This window comes from Hydromonas duriensis (assembly GCF_004363775.1).
GTDB classification, from domain to species: Bacteria; Pseudomonadota; Gammaproteobacteria; order Burkholderiales; family Burkholderiaceae; genus Hydromonas; species Hydromonas duriensis.
On record NZ_SNZE01000016.1, the window covers coordinates 1 to 24,359 of the forward strand.

At 48.7% G+C, this 24,359-nt stretch carries 22 protein-coding genes; 10 read left to right on the plus strand and 12 right to left on the minus strand.

Annotated elements, in window-relative coordinates; all coding sequences use genetic code 11:
• Positions 1-56: 56 nt before the first annotated feature.
• The 10 genes from DFR44_RS07650 to DFR44_RS07695 form a co-directional block, all read right to left on the minus strand.
• Entirely contained in the window at positions 57-2,000 is a 1,944-nt protein-coding gene (locus DFR44_RS07650) for a two-partner secretion domain-containing protein (protein ID WP_133620720.1), read from the minus strand.
• A gap of 65 nt (positions 2,001-2,065) precedes the next feature.
• A complete protein-coding gene (locus tag DFR44_RS07655; protein WP_133620722.1) occupies positions 2,066-3,826 on the minus strand; it encodes a ShlB/FhaC/HecB family hemolysin secretion/activation protein in 1,761 nt (586 codons plus the stop codon).
• 141 nt (positions 3,827-3,967) lie between these two features.
• Positions 3,968-4,639 (minus strand): HAD-IA family hydrolase, encoded by a 672-nt coding sequence (locus DFR44_RS07660; protein ID WP_133620724.1) that lies wholly within the window; start codon positions 4,637-4,639, stop codon positions 3,968-3,970.
• Positions 4,640-4,702: 63 nt separating this feature from the next.
• Positions 4,703-5,416, minus strand: a complete 714-nt coding sequence (gene ubiG / locus DFR44_RS07665; RefSeq protein ID WP_133620726.1) for a bifunctional 2-polyprenyl-6-hydroxyphenol methylase/3-demethylubiquinol 3-O-methyltransferase UbiG — start codon at positions 5,414-5,416, stop codon at positions 4,703-4,705.
• Between the two features lie 17 nt (positions 5,417-5,433).
• Complete coding sequence (gene galE, locus DFR44_RS07670; RefSeq protein WP_133620727.1) at positions 5,434-6,462, minus strand: UDP-glucose 4-epimerase GalE; 1,029 nt, start codon at positions 6,460-6,462, stop codon at positions 5,434-5,436.
• A gap of 65 nt (positions 6,463-6,527) precedes the next feature.
• Positions 6,528-7,292 (minus strand): LPS export ABC transporter ATP-binding protein, encoded by a 765-nt coding sequence (gene lptB / locus DFR44_RS07675; RefSeq protein ID WP_133620729.1) that lies wholly within the window; start codon positions 7,290-7,292, stop codon positions 6,528-6,530.
• 127 nt (positions 7,293-7,419) lie between these two features.
• Complete coding sequence (gene lptA / locus DFR44_RS07680; protein WP_162845204.1) at positions 7,420-7,962, minus strand: lipopolysaccharide transport periplasmic protein LptA; 543 nt, start codon at positions 7,960-7,962, stop codon at positions 7,420-7,422.
• A 10-nt stretch (positions 7,963-7,972) separates the two neighbouring features.
• A complete protein-coding gene (lptC, locus tag DFR44_RS07685) occupies positions 7,973-8,620 on the minus strand; it encodes an LPS export ABC transporter periplasmic protein LptC (RefSeq protein ID WP_133620733.1) in 648 nt (215 codons plus the stop codon).
• Positions 8,620-9,210, minus strand: coding sequence for a KdsC family phosphatase (locus DFR44_RS07690; protein WP_246012081.1), 591 nt, complete (start codon positions 9,208-9,210; stop codon positions 8,620-8,622). Before DFR44_RS07690 ends, lptC begins: the two co-directional genes overlap by 1 nt.
• Complete coding sequence (locus DFR44_RS07695) at positions 9,210-10,205, minus strand: KpsF/GutQ family sugar-phosphate isomerase (RefSeq protein ID WP_133620801.1); 996 nt, start codon at positions 10,203-10,205, stop codon at positions 9,210-9,212. The genes DFR44_RS07690 and DFR44_RS07695 overlap by 1 nt, the downstream gene beginning before the upstream one ends.
• 126 nt (positions 10,206-10,331) lie before the next feature.
• Here DFR44_RS07695 and DFR44_RS07700 point away from each other — a divergent pair, with 126 nt between their 5' ends.
• Entirely contained in the window at positions 10,332-12,368 is a 2,037-nt protein-coding gene (locus DFR44_RS07700; protein WP_133620735.1) for a cation:proton antiporter, read from the plus strand.
• Between the two features lie 217 nt (positions 12,369-12,585).
• Here DFR44_RS07700 and DFR44_RS07705 read toward each other — a convergent pair whose 3' ends face one another.
• The gene (locus DFR44_RS07705; RefSeq protein ID WP_133620737.1) at positions 12,586-13,290 is read right to left on the minus strand and encodes an OmpA family protein; all 705 of its coding nucleotides are present in this window, start codon (positions 13,288-13,290) and stop codon (positions 12,586-12,588) included.
• A gap of 463 nt (positions 13,291-13,753) precedes the next feature.
• Here DFR44_RS07705 and gyrA point away from each other — a divergent pair, with 463 nt between their 5' ends.
• The 7 genes from gyrA to DFR44_RS07740 all read left to right on the plus strand — a co-directional run bounded on the left by gyrA (position 13,754) and on the right by DFR44_RS07740 (position 20,744).
• A complete protein-coding gene (gyrA, locus tag DFR44_RS07710) occupies positions 13,754-16,405 on the plus strand; it encodes a DNA gyrase subunit A (RefSeq protein WP_133620739.1) in 2,652 nt (883 codons plus the stop codon).
• 190 nt (positions 16,406-16,595) lie between these two features.
• The gene (locus tag DFR44_RS07715; RefSeq protein WP_133620740.1) at positions 16,596-17,384 is read left to right on the plus strand and encodes a gamma-glutamyl-gamma-aminobutyrate hydrolase family protein; all 789 of its coding nucleotides are present in this window, start codon (positions 16,596-16,598) and stop codon (positions 17,382-17,384) included.
• Between the two features lie 267 nt (positions 17,385-17,651).
• Complete coding sequence (gene rpoH / locus DFR44_RS07720; RefSeq protein ID WP_133620743.1) at positions 17,652-18,551, plus strand: RNA polymerase sigma factor RpoH; 900 nt, start codon at positions 17,652-17,654, stop codon at positions 18,549-18,551.
• Between the two features lie 93 nt (positions 18,552-18,644).
• A complete protein-coding gene (locus DFR44_RS07725) occupies positions 18,645-19,109 on the plus strand; it encodes a hypothetical protein (protein ID WP_133620745.1) in 465 nt (154 codons plus the stop codon).
• Positions 19,106-19,354, plus strand: a complete 249-nt coding sequence (locus DFR44_RS07730) for an accessory factor UbiK family protein (RefSeq protein WP_133620747.1) — start codon at positions 19,106-19,108, stop codon at positions 19,352-19,354. The genes DFR44_RS07725 and DFR44_RS07730 overlap by 4 nt, the downstream gene beginning before the upstream one ends.
• A gap of 79 nt (positions 19,355-19,433) precedes the next feature.
• Positions 19,434-19,757 (plus strand): YkgJ family cysteine cluster protein, encoded by a 324-nt coding sequence (locus DFR44_RS07735; protein ID WP_133620749.1) that lies wholly within the window; start codon positions 19,434-19,436, stop codon positions 19,755-19,757.
• Positions 19,758-19,859: 102 nt separating this feature from the next.
• A complete protein-coding gene (locus tag DFR44_RS07740) occupies positions 19,860-20,744 on the plus strand; it encodes a DMT family transporter (protein WP_133620751.1) in 885 nt (294 codons plus the stop codon).
• Positions 20,745-20,838: 94 nt separating this feature from the next.
• On the opposite strand, the gene aqpZ is transcribed toward DFR44_RS07740, so the two are convergent.
• Positions 20,839-21,537 carry an aquaporin Z gene (aqpZ, locus tag DFR44_RS07745; RefSeq protein WP_133620754.1) on the minus strand — a complete coding sequence of 233 codons (699 nt, stop codon included), beginning with the start codon at positions 21,535-21,537 and terminating at the stop codon, positions 20,839-20,841.
• A gap of 436 nt (positions 21,538-21,973) precedes the next feature.
• Between aqpZ and DFR44_RS07750 the strand changes: the two genes are divergently transcribed.
• Together DFR44_RS07750 and DFR44_RS07755 are read left to right on the plus strand one after the other, a co-directional pair.
• The gene (locus DFR44_RS07750; protein WP_133620756.1) at positions 21,974-23,449 is read left to right on the plus strand and encodes an APC family permease; all 1,476 of its coding nucleotides are present in this window, start codon (positions 21,974-21,976) and stop codon (positions 23,447-23,449) included.
• A 2-nt stretch (positions 23,450-23,451) separates the two neighbouring features.
• Positions 23,452-24,336 carry a universal stress protein gene (locus tag DFR44_RS07755; RefSeq protein ID WP_133620758.1) on the plus strand — a complete coding sequence of 295 codons (885 nt, stop codon included), beginning with the start codon at positions 23,452-23,454 and terminating at the stop codon, positions 24,334-24,336.
• Positions 24,337-24,359: the final 23 nt, after the last annotated feature.

The following is a 24,359-nucleotide window of genomic DNA, read 5'->3' on the forward strand; positions in this document are numbered from 1 at the left end:
CCTGCTTATAAAATAAGCAGAATACTTGGATTACCTGGTCAATTTTGAACGCAAATTTATGCCTTTAAATGGTCAGTTTTGAACGAGCAGCAACAGCTGCTGTTGTTCAGCGTGAGGTTTTTAGCGGTGATGCTGCCTTGTTGGTTGTTAAATTCGGCTTGGCTAAAGCTCAAATCGCCACCGCTGATGATGCTGCCTTTGGTGTTGTCGATGCTGGGCGTGTTTAATGTCAGGGCTTTGCTTGCAATGCTGCCTTGTTGGTTGATGATTTGACCTCTGGCGTTAAGTGTCAAGCTGGTTTCGCCCGTGATTTGACCTTTGGTGTTGTCGATGGTCGGTGCGGTGACGGTGAGGGTTTGTGCTTGTAATTTGCCTTGGTTATGCAACTGATTGGCACTGATGTCTGCGCTGGTTTGTGATTTAATGGTGCTGTTTGTGCTGTTGGTTAGGGCGTTGGTGTTGAGGCTTAATGCGCCTGCCGTGCGAATCGCACCGTTGTTGGTCAACGTGTCGCTGTTGCTGATGGTCAATGCACCGCTGGTGCTGATGGTGCCGCTGTTGGTCAGGGCGTTATCGACTTGGATGTGCCCTGCTTTGAGTACCACAGGATTGGTGGTGACGGGTGCGCTGCTGCCATTGTTGGCGGTCGTGTTGCCCGTATCGGTGTTGGGCGCTTGCGTGTTGCTGCTGGTGCTATTGCCTGTCGCGGGGTCGGTGGCGATGGGTTTACTGGTGTCTTCTGCGATGCCAATGGTGCCACTGTTACTCAAAGCGGTGCTGCTGAGGGTGAGGGATTGTCCGCCTGTTTGGCTGATGGTGCCTGTGTTGTTAAGCTCGCTCGCTTTGAGCTGCACGCTGCCCGCCAAGACCTTGCTTGTGTTGGTGACACTTTGGCTGCTGCTGATGTCCAAATTGTTGATGGCACCGATTTGGCCTGAGTTGTTCAGGGCGTTGGCTTGAATGTGAGTGTCGTTCGCGCCTTGTATTTTGCCGCTGTTGATGAGTTGACCTTGTGCGTTTAAGGTCAAGTCGTTGGCATCGGCGATGATTTGCCCTTGGTTGTTGACGCCCAGCCCTGCTTCTGTGCCGACAATGGTCATTTGACCTGCATACATACTGCCCAGTTGCGAGACATCGAGCGCGAAGCTGGGGGCTGCGCCTGTGCCTGCTTGTGCAGTGGCGGTGCCTGAACTGCCACTGTTGTCGGCGGTGACTTGGTTGGCGCCGAGGGTGACTTTGACTTGATTGCCCCACAGCTGCGCGTTGACTTGAGCGGCGCGGCTAATCAGTTCGAGCTTGTCGACATTCGAGGCGTTTAAACCACTGCCGTTGATGTTGATGGTGCCTTGATTGACGTTGTAGCCCGTTAGCGCGCCATTGTTAAACTGTGGTGTGCCTGTGGTGAGGGTGACGTTGGCGGCGTTGATGAAGCCTGCGCCGTTAATGGAAATGCCATTCGGGTTGGCGATGACGAGGTTGGCGCGATGGCCTGCGATTTCATGAAAGCCGTTGATGTTGGAGCCGTTGGGCCCCGTGACTTGATTGACAATGGTGCTGGCGGAGGCGTTGCCTAAATAAGGGTTGCCTTGTACGTAGCCCGCCAGTTGCGTTTGATTCATGCCGCCGCTGTTGTTGAGAATAACCCCTTTGTTGTCGACATTGTATTGATTGAATTGGTTAAGCGAGACGCCGTTGCTGTTGGGTGCGACGATGTTGATGACAGGCACGCCATTGCCTGCAACGCCGATCATCGGTTTGCTGCCTGCTTGGTTGGGGTCGTTGCTGATTTGTGCTTGTGAGACCAATGGGGTTAAGGCTTGAAACGCCATGAGCAAGGCGGCAAAGCCTTGTTTGACTTGAATGCTCAAGCCTGAGTGCGAACTTGAACCCGCGCGTGACTCACCCAGTGCGCCGTCGTTGTGGCTGTTGGCGGTTTCGGCGACGGCAACTAACATGCCACGGATTTTACTGAAGATGAGTTTGTATTGACGTTGGTTCATGATGATGGTGTTCCTGTGAAGGGATATGAATCTGGTTTATCTGTGATGGGTCTGTGTGTCGTGGCTTAAAACTGGTAGCTGATGCTGCCGTAAAATGAGGGGTCGTGCCGATGGCTGATGTACTTGGGGCTCTTAATGGGTAGGCCAAGAGCTAAATCGTAGTTCAGCCCTTTGTAATATCCTCGGACTCCCAGTGCTGAGCCCATTAAACTTGTGGCCAGCGAATCTTCAGTCGCAGGGCCTTTGACCTTGCCCCAATCAATGCCAAGGTAGACTTGTTGTCGTTTGTCGGGGCCATAAAGATACGCCCATTCGTTGCGTATCAACACGCCGTCTTCGCCGCTGATGGAGAAGCTCTCGTCAAATCCACGCACGGTGTAGCGGCTGCCGAGGCTGAACAGCTCAGAGCCTGGTGTGGGGCGTTTGGCGCGTTGCGCTTTTAATGTGCCGTTGTATCTAAATGTGGCGGTACCGAGTTTGAATGGGATGGTTGCACTGGCATTGAGCGTATACACGCGCCATTTGCCATTCCAATCGGGTTCGCCATACACGTAGCCGACCGATTTAGAGAGTGAGGGCAGGTTTTGGCGGACATTAAAGCCAATCGTGTATTGCTGGTCTTTGTGGTATTGCGTGTGATTGAGCCCCATGTCGGTGTAGACATAGTCCCGCATTTGAATCGGAATCTCTGTATCGTCAATGAGGTTGTGGCTGATTTTACGCCCCAGCTTGATGGCCGCTTGAGTTTTACTGTTGCTGCTTCGATGCAGCATAAAACCTGCGCTGGCGTAGAAGTCTTGACTGTTACCCGTGTAGGCTAAATTGCTTTGATAACCCGCTACAGTTTGTAAATAGCTGCTTTTGTTATAGCCCAAATCAAATGTACCGTAACCCGTGGCGATGCCCCAATAGGCACCATAGGTTTCGGTGTTGTGGTCGCTGTTGGACGCATCTGCATTGTGGTTGTAGTTGAGCGTCAGTTGGTCATTCAGATGCAGTGGTGAGTCAATCGACAGGCTGCCATTGGCTTGATATTGGCCTGAGGTTTTTGAACCTGCATTGTCGAAGCCTATTGTGCCGTTAATGCGCTGCAAGAATGTTTTAGGTTCAAGTTTGTATACGATGTTGGAGGTGCCCGTGGCTTCACCTGGTTGCAACTCAATCGTGGCATTGCCTTGGCTGGATAGTCGCTTGAGGTTTTCTAATGCTTGGTCGGCTTGTCGTTGGTTGTATAGCTGACCTTCTCGATTTGGGAACAACACGTCTAAGCTGCCAATGGGTTGACCCGTCTTGGTATCATGCGTGATTTTAGCCACGGTACCAGGGTACCAATCAATGGTGAGTTGACCCGAGGCGATGTTTTGAGCGGGGAAGTTGATTTTGCTGGTGATGTGTCCGTGCTCTATCAGTGCGTTGGAGAGGTCTTTTTGTAGTTGAATAATTTGTGCTTGATTGAGGCATTCATGTGCGTGTATCCCTCGATAGGCCTTGTATTTAAGATACAGTGGCGGTGGAATGAGGCCTTGAGTCTGTTGCCAAATAATATGTTTCAGTGCAAAGCAAGGCCCTTCATTGGCAACGGGCTTGTCAGGTGTCGTGGCAGTGGCTTGAGCATTGGGCGTTTGCACGCGTGAGCGTTGCTCTTGCTCTTGTTGTTGCTGTAAGCGCAGTTGTTCGGTTTGTTCGCGTTGACGCTGTTCTATGCTTTGTGCGTTTTGAATCACAGGAGGTATAGTCGGTGATGCACTGGTTTGTGCCCACGCAAAAGCAGGCATCGTTAAGATGCCTGCACTGAGTAAACAGCGGGTGATTTGGTTCTTGCGCATGGGTCAATTTCCACAAAACAAAATATTAAGATATATTTTTATTTAATGCTTATATCTTAGTCTGAATTAAATTAAGCGGGAATTGTACGTGCCTATGCGTTTTGCGACAATATTTTTGTAAGCTTTATGTAAATTTGTGTTTTATTTGAGTAACTTTAGGATGTCAGTGGGCGTGTTTAGAATGGCGTCTGCGTGCCATGTTGCCACCTCGCTGGGTTGACAGTAGCCATAGGCGGCGGCGAATGCACTCATGTAATGTGCTGCGCGAGCCGCTTCGATGTCGCGCGCATCGTCACCCACGTAGATGAGTTGTTCTACGGGGCGTTTTAATATGTTGGCGGCGTGTTGTAGGGGTAGAGGGTGGGGTTTGGCGTGAGCGGTGGTGTCGCCACTGATGATGACGGCGGCTCGTGCGTCTAGTCCCAAAGCTTGAACCAATGGGGTTGTGAAGCGTGTATGTTTATTGGTGATGATGCCCCACGGTAGGTGGTGCGATTCGAGCCATTGCAGCACCTCTTCAACACCGTCGAAGAGGTGGCTGTGTACGCAGCAGTGGGTTTCGTAATAGTCTAAAAATTCATCGCGTAGCATTTCAAAATCGTTGTGTTCGGGCGTGATGCCCATGCCTGCGCCAAGCAGTCCGCGCGCGCCTTGAGAGGCAAAAGGGCGGAGTTGGGCAAGGGGCAGTTCGGTTAGGCCACGTCGTACGCGTAATGCGTTGACTGCGCCTGCGAGGTCAGGGGCGGAGTCAACTAAGGTGCCGTCTAAATCAAATAGGACTGCGCTGGGGGCGGGTTGTAAATGTGGATTCATGCGTGAGTGACGTCAGTGATTCGTATGTGTTGCTGTTTTTTATAGAGTGGGCGAGACATGGGGTTAATTTTTGCGACAGGCCATCATGTAATTGACATCGGTATCGTGGGTCGTGACAAAGGGGGCCTGTTTGTCGCGCCAAGGATGGTAGGCGATGCCACGAACGTCAATGACTTCTAACCCAGCCAATCGCGCATATTGCGCCAGCTCACTGGGCTTGATGAATGTTTTGTATTGATGTGTGCCTTTGGGAATCCAGTTGAGTAGGTATTCAGCGGCGACAATGCCGAGGGCGAGTGCCTTTGGATGACGGTTCAGCGTGGAGAAAAATACCGTACCGCCTGTTTTAACCATTTTGGCGCAGGCTTGAATCACTGATGCAGGGTCGGGTACGTGTTCTAACATTTCCATGCAGGTGACGGCATCAAAAGTATGTGCGGCTTCTTCGGCCATCTGTTCGGCGGTGTTGACATGGTAAGTAATGGGCAGGTGATGCGCCAGTGCGTGTAGTTTCGCGATTTCAATGGAGTCTGCAGCCATGTCTAAACCTGTGGCGTGTGCGCCTGCGCGTGCCAAGGCTTCGGTTAAAATGCCGCCGCCGCAACCCACATCAATGACGCGGGCTTGTTGTAAATTGATGTGCTCACTTATCCATGCTAAACGCACGGGGTTGACTTGATGCAATGTTTTTAATGGGCCGTTTTCATCCCACCATTGTTGGGCATGTTGTGAGAATTTTTCGATTTCGGCTGGGGTGATGTTTTGATTGAGGGGCATGTGCGTATTCATCCATGTCAATTGGGTTGTTCGGTTTCATAGCCATTTGGGTTTTGACGCTGCCAGTTCCACGCATCGCGGCACATGTCGTCAATATTGAATTCCGTGTGGAAGTTCAAAATGTGTTGAGATAGGCTGGGGTCGGCATAGAAGCATGCAATGTCACCTGCACGGCGTGGTGCAAATTGGTACGGAATTGCTTTGCCGCTTACCGCTTCAAATGCCTTGACCATGTGCAATACGGATACAGGCTGCCCTGTGCCGAGATTGGTCGTGATGGAGTCTTTACCGCTTAATAAATGTTGCACGGCGAGCACATGACCACGCGCCAAGTCCATGACATGGATGTAGTCGCGTTCGCCCGTGCCGTCGGTTGTGTCGTAGTCATTGCCAAAAACAGATAACTTGTCACGTAAGCCAACAGCGACTTGCTGAATGTAAGGCATGAGGTTGTTTGGAATGCCACGAGGGTGCTCGCCAATTAACCCCGATGGATGCGCGCCGACAGGGTTGAAATAACGGAGCATGGCGTAGCGTAAAGTCAAGTCGGCTTTGGCGACATCGCGGATGATGTGCTCCATCATGACTTTAGATTCGCCGTAAGGACTGGTCGCGGATAAAGTGCTGTTTTCTTTATAAGGCGAGACATTGTGCTCGCCGTAGACAGTTGCTGACGAGCTGAGGACGATGTGTTTCACATCGGCCGCGCGCATGGCTTGCAACACATTAATCAGACCAACCACGTTGTTATGGTAGTACTCCAGTGGCATGGTGACTGATTCGCCGACCGCTTTCAGCGCGGCAAAATGAACGACCGCTTGAATATGATGGTCTCGCAATACTTGAGTCACGCCTGCGGTATTGAGGACATCCATTTCAATTAATATGGGTCGAACGCCCGTGAGTCGCTCCAGTCGGTCAAGAACTTTAGGTGAGCTGTTGATGAAGTTGTCGAGCAAAATCGGTTGCAAGCCCGCTTCAATTAAACTGACGGCGGTGTGTGACGCTATGTAGCCTGCACCGCCCGTGAGAAGAATGTTTGTCATTGTTGATTCGCTTTCGAGTACACGAGAGTTTGAGCGAGTATAAATGTGTGCTCAATTGAGTGTGTTTACATGGAGAAGTTTTCACCTAAATACACTTGGCGGACGGCCTCATTGTCCACAATCGATTGAGCATCACCCTCGGCCAGTACTTTACCTTCACTGATGATATAGGCTCGGTCACAAATGCCCAATGTTTCACGCACATTGTGATCGGTAATGAGGACGCCGATGTTGCGCTCTATTAAGAATTGAATGATTTTTTGAATATCGATGACCGCAATCGGGTCAACCCCTGCAAAAGGCTCATCCAGCAAAACAAAGCGCGGGCGAGTGGCTAAGGTGCGCGCAATTTCAACTCGGCGACGCTCGCCGCCAGATAACGCAGGCGCAGGGCTGTGGATGATGTGGCCAATTTGTAAATCGGCGACCAAGTGGTGCAGCTCATCAGAAATTTGGGCGTTGGTTAATTTTCGACCATCGGCATCGCGTTGTAGCTCTAACACCGCGCGGATGTTTTCTTCGACGGTGAGTTTACGAAAAATAGACGCTTCTTGTGGCAGGTAAGACAAACCCAAACGAGCGCGCTTGTGCATCGGTAAGCGGTTAATGACGGCGTTATCAAGCGTAATTTGACCGCCATCCGTGCCGACCAAACCGACCACCATATAAAAACATGTTGTTTTGCCCGCACCATTCGGCCCAAGTAAGCCGACGACCTCGCCACTTTTAACTTCAAAAGACACGTCTTTGACTACGGTACGAGCGCCGTAGCGTTTTTTGAGCTGCTGTACGCACAGAATGTGCTGTTCGGATGTTGTGTGTGTTGGCATGGTCTGTGGGTGCTAATGCACTTCTTGTTGAAATACGAAGAAATAAAAAATTAACGTTATTTGTTCGAGGTTGACGGGTATATAAAACATGGGCAAGTGTTTAAGGGCTTGCCCAAGAGAGCAGTGGCTAGTTTGTTTTGGAAGCAGGTGTAATCACCACCCGTGTGCGACCAGGCACGCCTGCGAGTGTATGTGATTCAAAAACCTCAGTGAGTTGATTGTAGACCAATTCGTCGCCATTGATTTGGTCGATGAGTTTGCCGTTAGGGGAGAAGCGTTGCATTTGCGCACGGTCAGATAACACAATAATATTTTGCTTGCCGTCATAAATGAGTTTATTGGCTTGTGCTTTGATGATTTCGTTGCTGCCTTCTCGTTTTTGACTGAATTTAACCATGCCTGATTTATTGGTCATGCTGGCAGTGGCGAACTGATAGCCCTCAGGGTCGGTGACCGTTTCCATTTGGTCAGCTTGAATCATCATAGAACCTTGGGTCAAGATAACTTTACCCGTGAATAGGCTGGTTTGTGTGATGTCTTTATACGTAACGCCGTCGGCTTCAACCGTAATGGGTTTTTGACGGTCGCTGTTTTGGTTTTGAGCGTGCAAGCTGGCGGCAGGAATAATTAAGGCCACGAGCGGCAGTAAGAGTGAGCGTCCCAATGTCATGGGTTTATCCTTATTTGGTAGGGTCATTTTTTATGTTTTGCAAAACAGCAGAGATGCGTTCACCTGTGTTGCCGCCCATCATGAGGTCGCGCGAGGCGTAATCATAGCTAAAGCGACGGCCTTTGACGCTGTCATGTTGTCCGCGTGTCAAGACGAATGCGTCGTCACTGCTGGCAATGTTGCTGTATAAACCGATGGTCATGGCTTCTGTGGTGAGTTCCAATGGCGCAGTTTCTGGCGTTGCGAGTCTATTCATGACAACATGACCTTTTAAATCAATGACATGTGTTTCATCCGACCAAGTGGCGGTGTCTGCTCGAGCCGTCGATGTGGGTTGCCCAATGGGGGTGGCCGCCACTGTGACTTCTTTTAACTCGGCATTTTTGTCACCGAAATGCACAACTTCTTTGGCGGTCACAACGTATTCAACCGCGCCATTTTTACCCGTACGGTTGATTTGCATGCCAGAAGTGAAAGCGTCGGCTAACTCAGGGTGATGTTCTTTAGCGGGCTTTTCGGTTTCACTGTCTTTTTTTATCCACCAATAACTACCCGCAGCGACCACGATTAAAATCAGTAAATAGATGAGGTTGGGCAGGTGAAATCGTGTCCAATAACGCCAGCGAGAAAATGTGGTTTTAAGGGGTTGCTTGTCCATTACATGATGTCCAGTTTCGGGGTGTGCTCATCGTTTAGATAGGCATCATAGGCTAAACTTAATTTGTCTTGGGCAAATAATATCAGCTCGGCTATTTCGCGAACGGCACCCATGCCGCCGCTATTGTTACTGACCCAATGAGCGGCTCGCTGGGCGAGTACATGTCCATTGGGTACGCTGGCAGCAAAGCCAACCGCTCGCAAAATTGGCAAATCAATCACATCATCGCCTATGTAGGCACATTGTTGTGGGGTGACGTGTGCTTCCTGCATCAGCTGAGACAGTGCCAAGCCTTTATCTTGTGCGCCTTGGTAAAGAAAATCGATTTTTAAATCTTTGGCGCGTGCTGCGGTTACTTTAGAGTTGCGTCCACTGATGATGGCGATGGGGATGCCGACTTGACGCAGCAATTGAATGCCCAAACCATCGTGCACATAAAAGGATTTGACAACTTCGCCGTTGGCATCGTAGTCCAAGTAGCCCGTGGTCATGACGCCATCAACATCTAAAATCAATAAGCGCACTTCACGCGCCAAGGCGAGAACCTCTTCCGAGGGCATGACGGCGGGGAAATATAAATTTTCTGCCATCACATGACCCCTGCGGCCAATAAATCATGAATATTGAGTGCGCCGATGAGCGTGTTGTTTTCGTTGGTGACCAACAGTTGATTGATGCGATGGCTGTCCATCATCTCAACGGCAGACACGGCGAGCACATCCGCAGCAATCGTGCGGGGGTTGATGTGCATGACTTCGTCAATGCTAAGCGTGCGCACGTCCACACCTTTTTCAAAGAGTCGGCGCACGTCGCCATCAGTCAATACGCCGAGAACTTTATTCGATGTGTCAACCACAGCGGTCATGCCCATGCGTTTATTGGATATTTCTAGTAATGCCGCCGTTAAACTCGTACCGCTTGTGACGGACGGGATTTGCTCGCCTACGCGCATGACGTCTGAGACGTAGGTCAATAAACGTCGCCCAAGAGCCCCGCCTGGGTGTGAGCGGGCAAAGTCTTTTTCGTTGAAGCCGCGCAACTCAAGCAAGGCAATCGCCAGTGCGTCGCCAAGAGCAAGGCTGGCGGTGGTGCTGGCGGTGGGCGCGAGATTGAGCGGGCAGGCTTCTTTCTCGACTTTAATCATGAGATGCACATCGGAGAGCTTTGCCATCGGAGAATCAGCGTGCCCTGTCATGGTGATGAGTTGAGTGTGATGGCGTTTAACTGCGGGTAAAATGGCTAGTAATTCCTCACTTTTACCCGAATAGGATAATGCAAGCACCACGTCGTCTTGGGTAATCATGCCTAAATCGCCGTGAGCCGCTTCACCTGGGTGCATAAAAAAAGCAGGTGTTCCTGTCGAAGCCAATGTTGCGGCAATTTTGCGAGCAATGTGCCCCGATTTCCCCATTCCTGAGACCACCACGCGCCCCTTGCATGCGAATAGCATCCGCACCGCCCTCACAAATTGTGTGTCTAGGGTGTGAGTGAGGTTCATTAATGCTTGCGCTTCAATGTTCAAAACTTTGTGCGCGGCATTTAATATGTCGTCGTCGTTTAAAAGGCTGGGTTTGTTTGTTATCATCATGGCTGCCAGTATAGCGTTTTTAAATCATCAGTACAATGATGGTGCGGTTTTCGGCGAAGTGAAGGTGTTGTTCAGCGACAGCTTTGCACTGTTTTTGCAACTCCACTGAAGGTGCTTTTTCTTATGCATGGTCTCACATTTCTTATTTTATTGCTTGCGGTCACAGTTTTGGGCGTGGTGCTCTTTCGTCTGATGCATCTGCCACCTGTGCTCGGGTATTTGTTTGTGGGCGTGTTGGTTGGACCGCATTCGTTTGGATTGTTGCCTGATACTGAGGATACCAGCCATTTAGCTGAATTTGGCATCGTCTTTTTGATGTTTACCATTGGTTTGGAGTTTTCCTTGCCTAAGCTGAAGTCGATGCGTCGCGTCGTATTCGGTCTTGGTGGCTCTCAGTTGCTGGGGACGATGCTTGTGAGCGTGCTGCTGGGCTTTGCTGTGAACTGGTTTTTGCCTGAAGATTACAAAATGGGCAACAAGGGCTGGTTTGCCCTTGGTGGCGTGTTGGCGATGTCTTCAACTGCGATTCTCATGAAAGTTTTGACCGAAAGGATGGAGCTTGACTCGCAGCACGGGCGCAATATTTTTGGGGTGCTGTTGTTTCAAGATTTGGCTGTTGTGCCGTTGTTGATTTTAATTCCAGCCTTGGCGAATAGCGAATCAAATTTAATGGTGCTTATGGGGGTAGGTCTTTTAAAAGCGGCTTTGGTTCTGGCGTTGCTTTTGAGTTTTGGGCAAAAACCGATGCATGCATGGTTGACCCTTGTGGCAAAACGTCGCTCGCAAGAGCTGTTTATGCTCAATTTGTTTTTGATGACGCTGGGCTTTTCATGGTTGACAGAGATGGCGGGGTTGTCATTGGCACTGGGGGCTTTTGTTGCAGGCATGTTGATTTCGGAAACCGAATTTAAATTACAGGTGGAAGAGGATATCCAGCCATTCAAAGATATTTTGCTAGGCTTTTTCTTTATCACCATGGGCATGCAGTTGAATTTGCCACAGATTTATACGCAGCTGCCCTTGGTGCTCATCACGTTGGCGGTGCTGTTGTTAGCAAAATTTGTTGTGATTGCGGGGTTGACGCGTGTATTTGGTCATTCGCCAGGCAATGCGGTGCGTACCGCGCTGGCGCTGGCGCCCGCGGGTGAGTTTGGATTGGTGCTGTTGACGTTGACTTTACAGTATCAGTTGGTGCATCCAATGGTGGGGCAGTGGGTGTTGGCGGCCATGTTAATTTCAATGTTTTTGACGCCGTTCATTTTGCAACATGCCGATAAAATTGTATTTCGTATCACCCGAAGCGAGTGGATGCTACAGTCGTTGCAATTGACTAACATAGTCAGCAGCACCATTGAGGCAGAACAACATGTCGTCATAGCGGGGTTCGGTCGTAGCGGCACCAGTTTGGGTCGCTTGTTGCGCGAACAGAATATGCCCTATATTGGTTTGGATAATGACCCTGAGTGTGTGCAAAAATCGGTGCTGCAAGGGCATGATGTCGTTTATGGTGACTTTACGCGCAAGGATGCGTTGTTGGCGGCAGGGGTTGCGCGTGCGCGTGCGTTGGTTATTACTTATATTGAGCCGAAAGTGGCTTTGCAAGTTTTGCATCATGTTAAAGCGATTAATCCTGAGTTGCCCGTTATCGTTCGCACTTTAGATGACGAGATGCTGGAGCAATTGCAAAAAGCGGGTGCGGTTGCTGTCGTGCCCGAGATTTTAGAAGGTAGTCTTGTGCTTGCCAGTCAAACGCTACTCACTGCGGGCATCGCGCCGCAAGACGTGCTCGCCTTTATCGCAGCGCAACGACGCGAACGTTACGACTTGTTGCGCCAGCATTTCAGTATGGATGAGCCTTTTGGTGTCACAAGTAGTACGCCAGACGCGGTGGAACAGCCTGAGTTTGAACGTCAACCAGCTAAAGTTGAGCAAATTCAAGAGCTAATGGTTGGCGTTAAAGATGAGAGTTTGTGGCTGAATCAGCCTCTTGATAGTCTGCCACTGAAGGCATGGCGGGTGGAGGTGAGCCACTTGGTGCGTGAAGGTGAAAAGTTAGATGTGTATGACAATCCAGTTTTGCTTGAACATGATGTTGTTGTATTTTTAGGTGGGGCTTATGATGTGAAGCACGCAGCGCAGGCGTTAAATGGTGAAGTGTAAAATCTAATGTCGAGCGAAGGGTTTTCGGTGGGTAGCGATAGGTATATGCGACCGCCGAATGCTCGGTATGAGTGTGTCGAGGCAGGCTTGTTTTTAGACCCAACCGCTTGAGGCGGCTTTTTTGTGGTAACTTCATTTGTCCCGATTTTACAGTGTTCTGAACATAAAAAATACCGCTCTAATGAGCGGTATTTTTAAGTGCTTGATAAGTACAATATTACTTAACAACATTCACGTTAACGCCTGGAACGCTTTTCAAGAAATTGTTCCAGCGGTCAACTTGGTTTGCTGGAATGACAACACCGCGAACGTCAACAGATACGCGACGGTTTGGTTGTTCAGCAGCGATACGTGCAGCGCGAGTGCCTTTAGTCAAAGGTTGAACTAACAATTGACGTTCACCCATGCCTGAAGTGCTGATAGACGCAGCATTGATGCCTTGGCTAACCAAGTATGCTTTAACGGCTTCAGCGCGGCGCAATGACAAGCGGTCATTGTAAGCGTCAGAACCGAAAGAGTCAGTGTGACCAACAACGATGGTTTGGTCAAAAGAAACTGATTTCAATGCGGTCGCCAAAGCAGCTAAAGCTTGTTGACCCATTGGGCGCAATGTTGATTTGTTAAAGTCAAACAATGCGTTTGCATCGAAGTTAATTGTTGTGCTTTTTTGCTTCACAATGGTTTCAGTTACAACTTTAGTTGCTGTTGCATCGCAACCGACAACAGCGTTACCATCAGGGTAGTAGCCAGTTTGCCAGCACAAATCATCTGTACCGTTTTTCCATACTTGATGTTCAGTATTAGCAACGTGACGGCTGTTTACAGCATCTTCTTTAGGCATTACGTTGGTGTTTGGATTGGTTTGACATGCCGCGAGGGCTAATGTTGCGGCCAAAGAAGCTACTTTTACGAAGTTTTTCATGTTTCTCCTCTTTTTTGGAAAATGCGCAAGTTACCCTGCGGAATACGTTAACCTTGCTTTTAAAACAGGGCAAATTATAACGGCTTGGTGCCTGCCGTGCAATAAAAATCGCGCACAGCACACTAAAGCACGCACCGTACGCCGACCATTGTGCCACAAAATACTTGGCCTAGTGCAAAGAAAGAACTTTAATTGTGGAGGCCGTGTTCGCGAGCTCTATAAAATTGTTTCAATTTTGCAACAGCTGTTGCTTTACACCCACACAAGTGGTTGTGTAAAAAAGACAGTTTTGTTCGTTTAAGTGTTTAATATTTAATCGACATTAACGTAATGTTATCAACGCTGGCGTGATAAAATGCTCGACTAATTTATAGTATCGCTTTTTGTGTCTGATGTGAGGGTTGGTGGTCGCTCGCATAAAAAGATAATGATATAAAGAAAGATTTTATTTATAGGATGTCTAATGCAATCTTTTGCTAAAGAAATACTACCCATTTCTCTTGAAGATGAGATGCGTAACTCTTACCTTGATTACGCGATGAGTGTGATTGTGGGGCGGGCGTTGCCAGATGTGCGTGATGGCTTAAAACCTGTGCACCGCCGAGTGCTGTATGCCATGCACGAGTTGAATAACGATTGGAACCGTGCGTATAAAAAATCGGCTCGTATTGTGGGTGATGTGATTGGTAAGTACCATCCGCATGGCGATACGGCAGTCTATGATACGGTTGTTCGTATGGCGCAGGATTTTTCATTGCGTTATATGTTGGTAGACGGGCAGGGTAACTTCGGTTCTGTAGATGGTGACTTTGCCGCTGCGATGCGTTATACCGAAATTCGTATGGCAAAGATAGGCCATCAGCTGCTTGAGGATATTGATAAAGAAACGGTGGATTTCGGTGCGAACTACGATGGTTCAGAAAAAGAACCGCTGGTTTTGCCTGCACGTATTCCTAATTTGTTAATCAATGGCTCAACGGGCATTGCTGTTGGTATGGCGACCAACATCCCGCCGCATAATTTGTCTGAGGTCATTAAGGGTTGCTTACATGTGTTGCATAATCCTGAGGCGACGGTTGATGATTTGTTAGAGTTTATTCCTGCGCCTGATTTTCCAACGGCGGGTTTGATTTATGGCATTTCAGGTGTGCGTCAGGGCTATCGCACGGGTCGTGGTCGAGTGGTCATGCGCGCTAAAGTGCATGTTGAGGACATGGATAAGGGCAATCGCCAAGCGATTGTTGTCGATGAGTTGCCGTATCAAGTGAATAAGCGTCGCTTGCTCGAATCAATTGCTGAGCAGGTGAATGATAAGCGTCTTGAGGGCATTTCAGACATCCGCGATGAGTCGGATCGTTCGGGTATGCGTGTGGTCATTGAGTTGAAACGTGGCGAAGTTGCGGAAGTGGTTTTGAATAACCTCTATAAACATACGCAGTTGCAAGACACCTTCGGCATCAACATGGTGGCCTTGGTGGATGGCCAGCCAAAGTTGTTGAATTTGCGCGAAATGCTGGTGTATTTCCTTGAGCATCGCCGTGAAGTGGTGACGCGCCGTACTGTATTTGAACTGCGCAAAGCGCGAGCGCGTGGACATATCTTAGAAGGTTTAGCGGTCGCCTTGGCGAACATCGATGAGTTTATTGCGGTGATTAAAGCGGCGGATACGCCACCTCAAGCAAAAATCGAATTGATGGCGAAGGTTTGGGATTCGGCGATTGTGCGTGAAATGCTCTCGCGTACCGAGGGCGGCGGTGCGTTGTATCGTCCAGATGATTTGTTGCCTGATTTTGGTTTGCAACAAAATGGTTTGTATCGTTTGTCTGATGTACAAACTCAAGAGATTTTGCAAATGCGTTTGCAACGTTTGACGGGTTTGGAGCAAGATAAAATCGTCCAAGAGTACAAAGACATCATGGCGGAGATTGCTGATTTGCTCGATATTTTGGGGCGTCCAGAGCGCGTGACCGCAATTATTGATACGGAGCTTACGGCGATTAACGATGAGTTTGGCGATGCGCGTCGTTCGCAAATTGAGCTGAATGCTTTTGATATTGACATTGAAGATTTGATTACACCGCAAGACATGGTTGTGACCTTGTCGCATGGTGGTTATATTAAAGCGCAGCCGTTGACCGAGTATCGCACGCAGCGTCGAGGTGGTCGTGGCAAGCAGGCCGCAGCAACCAAAGAAGACGACTGGATTGATAATCTGTTTGTTGCCAATACACATGACACGATTTTGAGTTTTTCTGACCGAGGTCGGGTCTACTGGACGAAGGTGTATGAAGTTCCACAAGGCTCCCGCACTTCGCGGGGTACGCCGATTATTCGGATGTTGCCACTTGAAGAAGGTGAAAAAATTACGGTGATGTTGCCGATTTCATCTGCGGATGGCTTCCCAGAAGACAAATATGTGTTTATGGCCACGCGTTTAGGCACGGTGAAAAAAACCCCGCTGTCTGATTTCAAACGCCCGATGAAACGAGGCATTATTGCTGTTAATCTTGATGAAGGCGACCATTTAATTGGTGCGGCGATTACCGACGGTCAGCACGATGTCATGTTGTTCTCCGACGCGGGTAAGGCGGTGCGTTTCGACGAGTCGGACGTGCGTGCTGTGGGTCGCAATACGCGCGGTATGCGCGGCATGCGCTTGGAAGAAGACCAAACCATTATTGCTTTGTTGGTTGCCGAAAGTGAAACGCAATTTGTTTTGACCGCAACCGAAAATGGCTATGGCAAACGGACGCCCATTGCTGAATATACCCGTCACGGTCGCGGCGGCAAAGGCATGATTGCGATTCAAACATCTGAACGTAACGGTAAAGTGGTTGCGGCTCAATTGGTTGAAGAAACAGACCAAATCATGCTCATTACCACTGGGGGCACCTTGGTTCGTACGCGCATCTCTGAAATTCGTACCGTTGGTCGTGCCGCACAAGGGGTGACCTTGATTGGTTTGGATGATGGGGACGTGCTATCAGGTGTTCAAAAAATCATCGAAACTGTGCCCGGAGTAGAAGATAACGAAGATGAGGAGGGTGCTGTGGATGATGTGGATGATGTGGTGGTCAATGCATTTGATGTAGATAAACCGTCTCAGGCAGAGTAAGCGCGGGGTATGTTTAAAGAAAAAACGGGTGCGTTAAGCCCCGTTTTTTTATGCCTTTTTTAGAGCGTTTTTTAATCCTTATCAAGAGGTTGAAGTTGAAAAGTGGTCGCGGTGTCTGCCCTTTATGGGGGCAAGTGGTTCTGTTTTTGTATCCGTTTACCCTTTAGAGTAACGCCTCGAGGTGAACAATATGATAAATAACAATACAGAGACAACTGTGCAAACAACACGCAAGCCCATCGTTCTAGTGCCTACGGGTGCGAAAGAGTATGGTGGTCATTGGTATCAACTCATGGGCAAGAAGTATTTGGATCCATTGGTTCATATCGCTGACTGCGCCCCTGTTATGTTGCCAACAGCGTATGGCGAGGACCGTATTGAACAGTACTTAGACATGGCCGATGCCATTTTTTTGTCAGGCGCATCGACCAATATTGATCCTACGTTGTATGGACAAGAATGGCTAACGCAAGACCAAGCTCAAGATAAAGGGCGCGATAATTTTAATATCGCCTTGATTCGTGCGGGCTTGAAAAGAGGATTGCCCTTTTTAGGTATTTGCCGTGGTTTTCAAGAGTTAAATGTGGCTTTTGGAGGCGACTTGTACCAAAAAGTACATGAAACGCCAGGTATGCAAGATCATCGCGAAAAAGATTCAGAAGCGCCATTAACGGAACAATATGGACCGAATCACTCGATTAAACTTGTGCCTGATACTTGGCTACAAAAAATTCTTGGCGTGAATGACATGATGGTTAACTCTTTGCATGGGCAAGGCGTTAAAACGTTAGGACGGGGCATCGTTGCTTTGGCGCATGCCGAGGATGGTTTGGTTGAGGCCGCCTATTGTCCAGAGTTCTCTCAGTTTACCCTCGGTGTGCAGTGGCATCCAGAGTGGTTGGCGACGGAGAACCCTTTGTCGGTCAAATTATTTAAGGCATTTGGTCAGGCTGCGCGTGATTATTCGGGGCAACGATAATTTGATGGGTGTGTCGTGCGCACTCTGCACGCCTGCTTGCATCAAAATTGTTGTAAACGGCTGGATTGAGCGCCGTCAACTTATAATCCGTTGTGATTATAAAAAACGTCTTGTTAAACAAGACGTTTTTTTGTTTTATTAGGTTTTTCTCATCAAATATTCTACACATTTTGCGCCTATATTCATTTCAACACGCAATTAGCAGTCTATGACAAAGAGTGCTAAAATGATGCAGAACATTTATTTTTCTTTAGGAGAAAATTACTGATGAGCGCTTACGCCGTCACGCCTTACATGAAATCTTATCAACAATTGCTCGCGGTTCCGACGTTTGGTGATTTGGATGCCTACGCCCGCGCAGTCAATAGTGTGCCCATGCTCACGCCCGAGCAGGAGTATGACTTGTCAATGGCGTATCGTGCCGATCCGAATAACCTATATGCGGCACATACGTTGGTTATTTCGCACCTGCGGGTTGTTGTGGCGCAAGCGCGTAAGTACGCAGGTTATGGCTTACCGCAAGGCGATTTGATTCAAGAAGGCTCAATTGGCCTCATGAAAGCCGTGAAACGTTTTGACCCGACGCGTGGCGTACGATTGGTGTCATTTGCGATGCATTGGATTAAGGCTGAAATGCACGAGTACATCGTCAAAAACTGGCGCATGGTGAAAATTGCCACCACCAAAGCCCAGCGCAAGTTGTTTTTTAACCTGCGCAGCATGAAAGAAGGCGAGCACATGAGCCAAGACGAGATTCATAAAATGGCAAAGGTGTTGAGCGTTAAGCCTGAAGAAGTCGTGGAAATGGATAAGCGTTTGTCGGGGCGAGATATTGCGGTCGATGGCGGTATGGACGATGGCGACGAGCCGCAACACATGGTGCCTCTTGCTTATTTAGCGGATGAGACACAAGAGCCCACGCAAATTTTGGCGCGTCAACAAGAAGACAAGCGCCAAACCGAAGGTTTGCAAAATGCCTTGGCACTGCTTGACGAGCGTTCGCGCACCATTGTTCAGTCGCGCTGGTTGGCGAATGACGATGATAAAGCATTGACCTTACATGATTTGGCGGCTCAATTTGGCATCTCGGCTGAACGTGTGCGACAAATTGAAAGTGCTGCAATGAAAAAGATGAAGTCGTTTTTGAGCGAGGCCTATGCGCAGTAATTTCAATGCAGATTGAATGCTTCATCATATGAAAAAAGGCGACGTGGGTTGCCTTTTTTTATTAGAATACAGACTCAATAGATAAGGGGTTGAATGATGCGAATGGTTCGTAATGTGTTGATGTACATGCTTTTGTGTGCGAGTACACAGATTCTGGCGCAGAGCAATGCGATGCCAGTGGATGGTGATTTGGTGGGTACTTGGGAGGGCGAGTTTCCTGCGAGTCAAGAGGTCAGTTGCAGTGCGTATAAATGGACAATGACGCGCAAATCGGATGGTACTTATCGCTATCATGGTTATGATGACACACAGACCATCATTGATGATGAGGGCCGCTGGTGGGTTGATGCAGGTCATGCTACATATTTTGAAACTGTGAATACACAAGACGAAGTCCCAACCGAATATGCTTATAGTGTGAGCCAAAATAACATTAACAATAATAATGTTGAGGTTGAGTTTAAACAAATCAAACCGCTTGAGCAAGGTGAGTGTAGTCAAACATTTCGCTTTAGTGAACGCAAATCCGCAAATGCACAACCGAAGGAGATGTCATGAACAATTGGCAAGAGCAATGGAAAACTAACGTTGAAAAAACAGTTGAGCAATTGACTAAAAATACGCCTTTTGCTGAAATGGGGCAAAATGCCAAGGCATTTTTTACCAGTGCGTTGCAAAAGCTGGATGTCGTGACGCGTGAGGAATTTGATATTCAGGTCGCCATGTTGGCGCGCACGCGCGAAAAGTTAGATGCTTTAGAAAAGCAAGTCGCTGCTTTGGAGCAAGGTTTAAGTAATAAGTAAGCCGCTGCTGAAAAAAATAGAGGGTTAGAAGTTAGAAGCGGCCGAGTGTTCAGCTCGCTTTTTTAATTTTTTCATCGTTATGAGTGATGTATGTATTGCCTGTGGCGCGTGTTGCGCCACTTTTCGTGTCTCGTTTTATTGGGCAGAAACAGATGCCCATCCTGATGGGGCTGTGCCTGTTGAGTTAACAGAGCCTGTAAGTGCTCACTTTGTTGCCATGCGAGGTACAAATCAAGCTCGCCCACGTTGCATTGCGCTACAGGGCGATATTGGTCAACCGGCAGGCTGTGGCATCTATGCCCAACGTTCAAGTACATGCCGTGAGTTTGAGATGGGCGATGCGCGCTGTGCTCAAGCAAGGGCTGGTTTCGGCTTGCCACCATTGGAATCAGAGTTCTTCTGAGTGTTGCGTTCGTTTCAATCATTTCAATAAAAGTTCAGTGAGGTTGTGACGCACCTTGCAGGCGTTATTGCATTTCTTCACTAAACTGGTATTGGAGCTGTTGTGTTTTCGTTGTCAAAAAAATCCCTGTCTGTCCTCGCCTTGCTCGAAGTATCAATCTTTTGGGGGTTGTGTTGGATGGGTTATCGACAGCTGTATTCGCTTGGTATGAGTGCCATGGGTGCGGCTGTGTCCACTTCTTTAGTGGCAACTGTTGTATCTGGTTTGCTGGCAAAGCGTGCGCTGTGCGCTGGGGAGTGGCGCGAAACGCCCCCTTCGCGTTTGGCCATGCTGATGTTGTCCTCTGCGGTGGGTGCGCTTGGTTTTACTTGGGGAATGGTGCATGGTGAAGTCATGCGGGTGATGTTGCTGTTTTATTTGATGCCCGTGTGGACTGTAATTTTGGCGCATTTTGTGGTGAAAGAAAAAACCAATTGGGCGGGCTGGTTGGGAACAGGGATGGGGCTGATGGGCGCGGCTTTTATGTTGTACGATTCTAAACTTGGCCTGCCATTTCCTTCAAGTACGGCTGAGTGGGCGGGGCTGACTGCGGGCATCGGGGCTGGTGCGTTGAATATTCTGGTTAAACAAACGCCGAATATTCGAGCGGATAGTTTGACCTTCTTTTTGTCTTTGGGCGGGTTAATTTTGGGTTTGTTTTTAGTGTGCTTTGAGCAAGGTTCGCATTTGCCGTCATCGGGTAATGTTTGGTCTGCTGTGTTTATAACGATGCTTATGGGATGTTTGTTGCTGTTGACCAACCGCATGTATCAGTTTGGTGTCAAGCATTTGACCTCTCATCAGGTTGTTGTGATTTTACCTTTTGAGTTGGTGATAGGTGCTGTGTCCAGTTGGTTGTTGGCGGGTGAGTTGCTAAGTGAACGGGCTTTGCTTGGCGGTGTGTTGATTTTAGGCGCGGGTATGGTGTCGGCGTGGTGGAGTGAGTAATATCGCGCTGTACTTTGCACTTTTTGGCTGGCTTAAATGACAACAAACCCTCCGTTTTGGAGGGTTTGTTGTGTATGTCAAGGATGAGAAGAGATTATTTCTCTGACTTAACGACTCTGAACAAGAGTGCGCCGATGATGCCGCCAACAATCGGTGCGACCCAGAATAACCACAACTGTGACATTGCGCCTGTTTGGGCGAACAACGCGACGCCTGTTGAACGCGCTGGATTTACAGAAGTGTTGGTGACTGGAATTGAAATCAAGTGAATCAAGGTCAATGCCAAACCGATGGCGATAGGTGCGAAGCCCGCAGGCGCATCTTTATGGGTCACGCCCATGATGATGAACAGGAAGATGGCCGTCATGATGACTTCGGTAATCAAAGCAGACATCATGCTGAAGTGTCCGGGAGACAGTTCGCCGTAGCCGTTGGATGCAAAACCACCCACCCCTTTAAAGTCCGCTTTGCCGTAAACAATCATGAATAAAACTGCTGCGGCGACGATGGCTCCTAAAACTTGAGCTGTGACGTAACCTGCAATATCTTTAGCTTCAAAACGCCCGCCTGCCCATAAACCAAAAGTGACCGCTGGGTTGAAGTGACCACCAGAAATAGGGCCAACCGTGTAAGCCATGGTTAATACCGTTAAGCCGAAAGCAAAAGACACGCCCGTTAAGCCGATGCCAATTGAATTGGTCGCGTCAGGAAAAGCCGCCGCCAAAACTGCGCTGCCACAACCACCCAATACCAGCCAAAATGTGCCGATAAATTCTGCTAATAATTTATTCATGTGAACTCCTACTTAAAAAATGAAAATGCCTCATAAGTGGCGCATGATTGTGATGCCATTCAACGCATGCCACAACGAAACCGTTTTGTGTCACGTTGCGGGGGATTATAAGTGAATTTGTAAAGGTGTATTTGAAAAGGTTGTGTTTTTTATATAAAAATTTATTTTTTAAAAGGCTTTAGTTGTATTTATTTATTGCTTAACACTATTATTTAAATAGTCAAAAAAACACTGGTTGGTGTTAAGCGATGTCTCGATTCACAGTATGTGCGACTTCAAAAAACACTTGCACGGATTGAAAATTTGGCGCATTCTTGCGCGTTAACGGCGTGGCGTTTTTTATTGTCCGTTTAAGTAAATATTAAAAAAGATTGGTGTGTGCATAACGTGCTAGCCAATAGGATTAAATACATAACAATGCTTTTTGGAGACACATATGAGTTCTTTGTTTAATCGCTTGATGCGAACAAAATCAGTGGATGCCGAAGCGGGTGCGGCAGGTGCTCATGGCGGCCATAGTGGCGATGAATTAAATCGCACTTTAGGTCTATTTTCGTTGGTGATGCTGGGTGTGGGGGCAACCATTGGCACGGGGATTTTCTTTGCCATGGTCGAGGCAGTACCGAAAGCGGGGCCTGCGGTGATTTATTCGTTTTTAATTGCAGGCTTGGCCGCGGCTTTAACGGCATTGTGTTACGCGGAGTTGGCATCGAGCATCCCTGCATCGGGTTCTGCGTATTCATACACGTACGTCGCGATTGGTGAGTTTGCGGCGTATATTGTGGGGGCGTGTTTGTTGCTCGAATACGCTTTGGCGGCCAGCGCAACGTCAATTGGTTGGTCAGAATATTTGAACAGCTTTTTAAATCATGCGTTTGGTGTGGAAATACCCGATTATTTGCGCAGTCCGCTGATTGTCTCGGGCGAGCATGGCAATGAAATTCATTGGGGACATTTTAATTTGCCCCCAATGATTTTAGTGAGCATGTGCTGTTTCTTACTGTTACGCGGCGCTAGCGAGTCCGCTGCAGTCAACGCCATCATGGTTTTGATAAAGATTGGGATTTTGGTGTTTTTCTCGGCGATTGCATTCACGGCGTTTAGTACAGAACACTTTAAGCCTTTTAATCCCTACGGTTTAATGGGCAATGGTCAGGAAGGTAAAGGCGTTTTGGCGGCTGCAGGCACAATCTTTTTCTCGTTTATCGGTTTAGATACCGTGGCCACAGCGGGGGCAGAGGTTAAAAATCCAAAACGTAACGTGCCTTTGGGCATCATCATCGCATTGTTGATTGTGGTGGCGGCGTATATCACCGTAGCTGTTGCGGCCATGGGGGCGCAACCCGCAGCCGAGTTTAGCGGTCAAGAGGCGGGGTTGGCGGCAATTTTGGAGAAAGTCACGGGTTCGGGCTGGCCCGCATTGTTGTTGTCGGCAGGTGCGGTGATTTCGGTGTTTAGTGTGACCTTGGTGACAATCTACGGTCAAACCCGTATTTTGTTTGCCATTTCGCGAGATGGTTTAATTCCAGAAAAATTTCGTACCGTGAACCCGCGCACTTTAGCGCCCGTGTTCAATACGGTGGTGGTTTGTATTTTTGTGGGCTTAATTGGTGGCTTTGTGGACTCAGGCTATTTGTGGGACATGGTCAGCATGGGGACTTTGGTTGCGTTTTCAGTAGTCTCGATTGGTGTCATCGTCATGCGCTATAAAGCCCCTGATATGGTGCGCGGATTTAAATTGCCTTTTGGCGCATGGACCATTCCAACGGCGAGTGTCTTGGTGTGTGGCTGGATTATTTCTGACCTATCAAAGGCAACGTACACCGTTTTTACCATTTGGATTGGTTTGGCGATATTGGGTTACTTTATGTATGGCTTGCGCCACTCAAAATTGGCTAACAAAGGGGATTGAAAATGAAAACCTGTTTAGTGGGGTACACGCCTGATTATGCGGGGCAAGAAGCCTTGGCTTTGGCGCGCATGATGACGGCAACCAGTGGCTCTAATTTAGTCGTGTGTACTGTTGTCCCCGAAGTGTGGGGGCATCCATCGCTTGCACCCGTGGATAAAGAGTACGGTGATTTTTTAGCACAGCATGCTCAAGCGACTTTGGATAAAGCGCGTGCGCAATTGGCGGATGTGGCGAATGTGCGTTATATCAAGTTTGGCGCGAGTTCAGCGACGGTCGGTTTGACACAAGCAGCGAAGCAAGAGGGCGCGGACATCATTGTGCTGGGTTCGTCGCGCGATGGCTCTTCGGGGCGTTTGTCGGTGGGCGGTGTCGCGGGTGAGATTATGCATTTGGCCGAAGTGCCGATTGCGATGGCACCTCGTGATTTTCGAGTGAAACTGGGTACGCAATTACCGCGTTTGACTTGTGCATATTCAGGCTCAGAGGAAGCCAGCGGCACGGTGCTTGAGGCTTTGGGTATCGCAACTGAGCTGGGTGTGTCATTGCGATTGGTGAGTTTTGCGGTGCGCGATCGTCAGATGTATCCGTCATTAATTGGCTATCAGGCTGAAAAAGAAGTTCAAGCGGCATGGCGAGAGCAAGCGCGGGTGTCCTTGGAGCGCGTATGTAAACAATTGGCAGGACACGAGCCTGCAATTGAAATCGACGTTGCTGAGGGAGAGACATGGGAAGATGCACTCAGCAGCATTGAATGGGAAGCTGGAGAAGTGCTGGCTTTAGGCTCGAGTCGAATGGGGGTTTTGCAGCGAGTGTTTTTAGGCTCAAATGCTAAAAAAATCATGAAAGCTTCGCCCGTGCCCGTTATGGTTTTGCCAAGAGCGTCCTAAATTGCACAAAGCCATACAAAAAA

Excerpts from the sequence above, each read along its gene's own strand:
- DFR44_RS07650 (WP_133620720.1), bottom strand. The coding sequence starts at position 2,000 with ATGAACCAACGTCAATACAAACTCATCTTCAGTAAAATCCGTGGCATG.
- DFR44_RS07655 (WP_133620722.1), bottom strand. The coding sequence starts at position 3,826 with ATGCGCAAGAACCAAATCACCCGCTGTTTACTCAGTGCAGGCATCTTA.
- DFR44_RS07660 (WP_133620724.1), bottom strand. The coding sequence starts at position 4,639 with ATGAATCCACATTTACAACCCGCCCCCAGCGCAGTCCTATTTGATTTA.
- ubiG (WP_133620726.1), bottom strand. The coding sequence starts at position 5,416 with ATGCCCCTCAATCAAAACATCACCCCAGCCGAAATCGAAAAATTCTCA.
- galE (WP_133620727.1), bottom strand. The coding sequence starts at position 6,462 with ATGACAAACATTCTTCTCACGGGCGGTGCAGGCTACATAGCGTCACAC.
- lptB (WP_133620729.1), bottom strand. The coding sequence starts at position 7,292 with ATGCCAACACACACAACATCCGAACAGCACATTCTGTGCGTACAGCAG.
- lptA (WP_162845204.1), bottom strand. The coding sequence starts at position 7,962 with ATGACATTGGGACGCTCACTCTTACTGCCGCTCGTGGCCTTAATTATT.
- lptC (WP_133620733.1), bottom strand. The coding sequence starts at position 8,620 with ATGGACAAGCAACCCCTTAAAACCACATTTTCTCGCTGGCGTTATTGG.
- DFR44_RS07690 (WP_246012081.1), bottom strand. The coding sequence starts at position 9,210 with ATGGCAGAAAATTTATATTTCCCCGCCGTCATGCCCTCGGAAGAGGTT.
- DFR44_RS07695 (WP_133620801.1), bottom strand. The coding sequence starts at position 10,205 with ATGATAACAAACAAACCCAGCCTTTTAAACGACGACGACATATTAAAT.
- DFR44_RS07700 (WP_133620735.1), top strand. The coding sequence starts at position 10,332 with ATGCATGGTCTCACATTTCTTATTTTATTGCTTGCGGTCACAGTTTTG.
- DFR44_RS07705 (WP_133620737.1), bottom strand. The coding sequence starts at position 13,290 with ATGAAAAACTTCGTAAAAGTAGCTTCTTTGGCCGCAACATTAGCCCTC.
- gyrA (WP_133620739.1), top strand. The coding sequence starts at position 13,754 with ATGCAATCTTTTGCTAAAGAAATACTACCCATTTCTCTTGAAGATGAG.
- DFR44_RS07715 (WP_133620740.1), top strand. The coding sequence starts at position 16,596 with ATGATAAATAACAATACAGAGACAACTGTGCAAACAACACGCAAGCCC.
- rpoH (WP_133620743.1), top strand. The coding sequence starts at position 17,652 with ATGAGCGCTTACGCCGTCACGCCTTACATGAAATCTTATCAACAATTG.
- DFR44_RS07725 (WP_133620745.1), top strand. The coding sequence starts at position 18,645 with ATGATGCGAATGGTTCGTAATGTGTTGATGTACATGCTTTTGTGTGCG.
- DFR44_RS07730 (WP_133620747.1), top strand. The coding sequence starts at position 19,106 with ATGAACAATTGGCAAGAGCAATGGAAAACTAACGTTGAAAAAACAGTT.
- DFR44_RS07735 (WP_133620749.1), top strand. The coding sequence starts at position 19,434 with ATGAGTGATGTATGTATTGCCTGTGGCGCGTGTTGCGCCACTTTTCGT.
- aqpZ (WP_133620754.1), bottom strand. The coding sequence starts at position 21,537 with ATGAATAAATTATTAGCAGAATTTATCGGCACATTTTGGCTGGTATTG.
- DFR44_RS07750 (WP_133620756.1), top strand. The coding sequence starts at position 21,974 with ATGAGTTCTTTGTTTAATCGCTTGATGCGAACAAAATCAGTGGATGCC.
- DFR44_RS07755 (WP_133620758.1), top strand. The coding sequence starts at position 23,452 with ATGAAAACCTGTTTAGTGGGGTACACGCCTGATTATGCGGGGCAAGAA.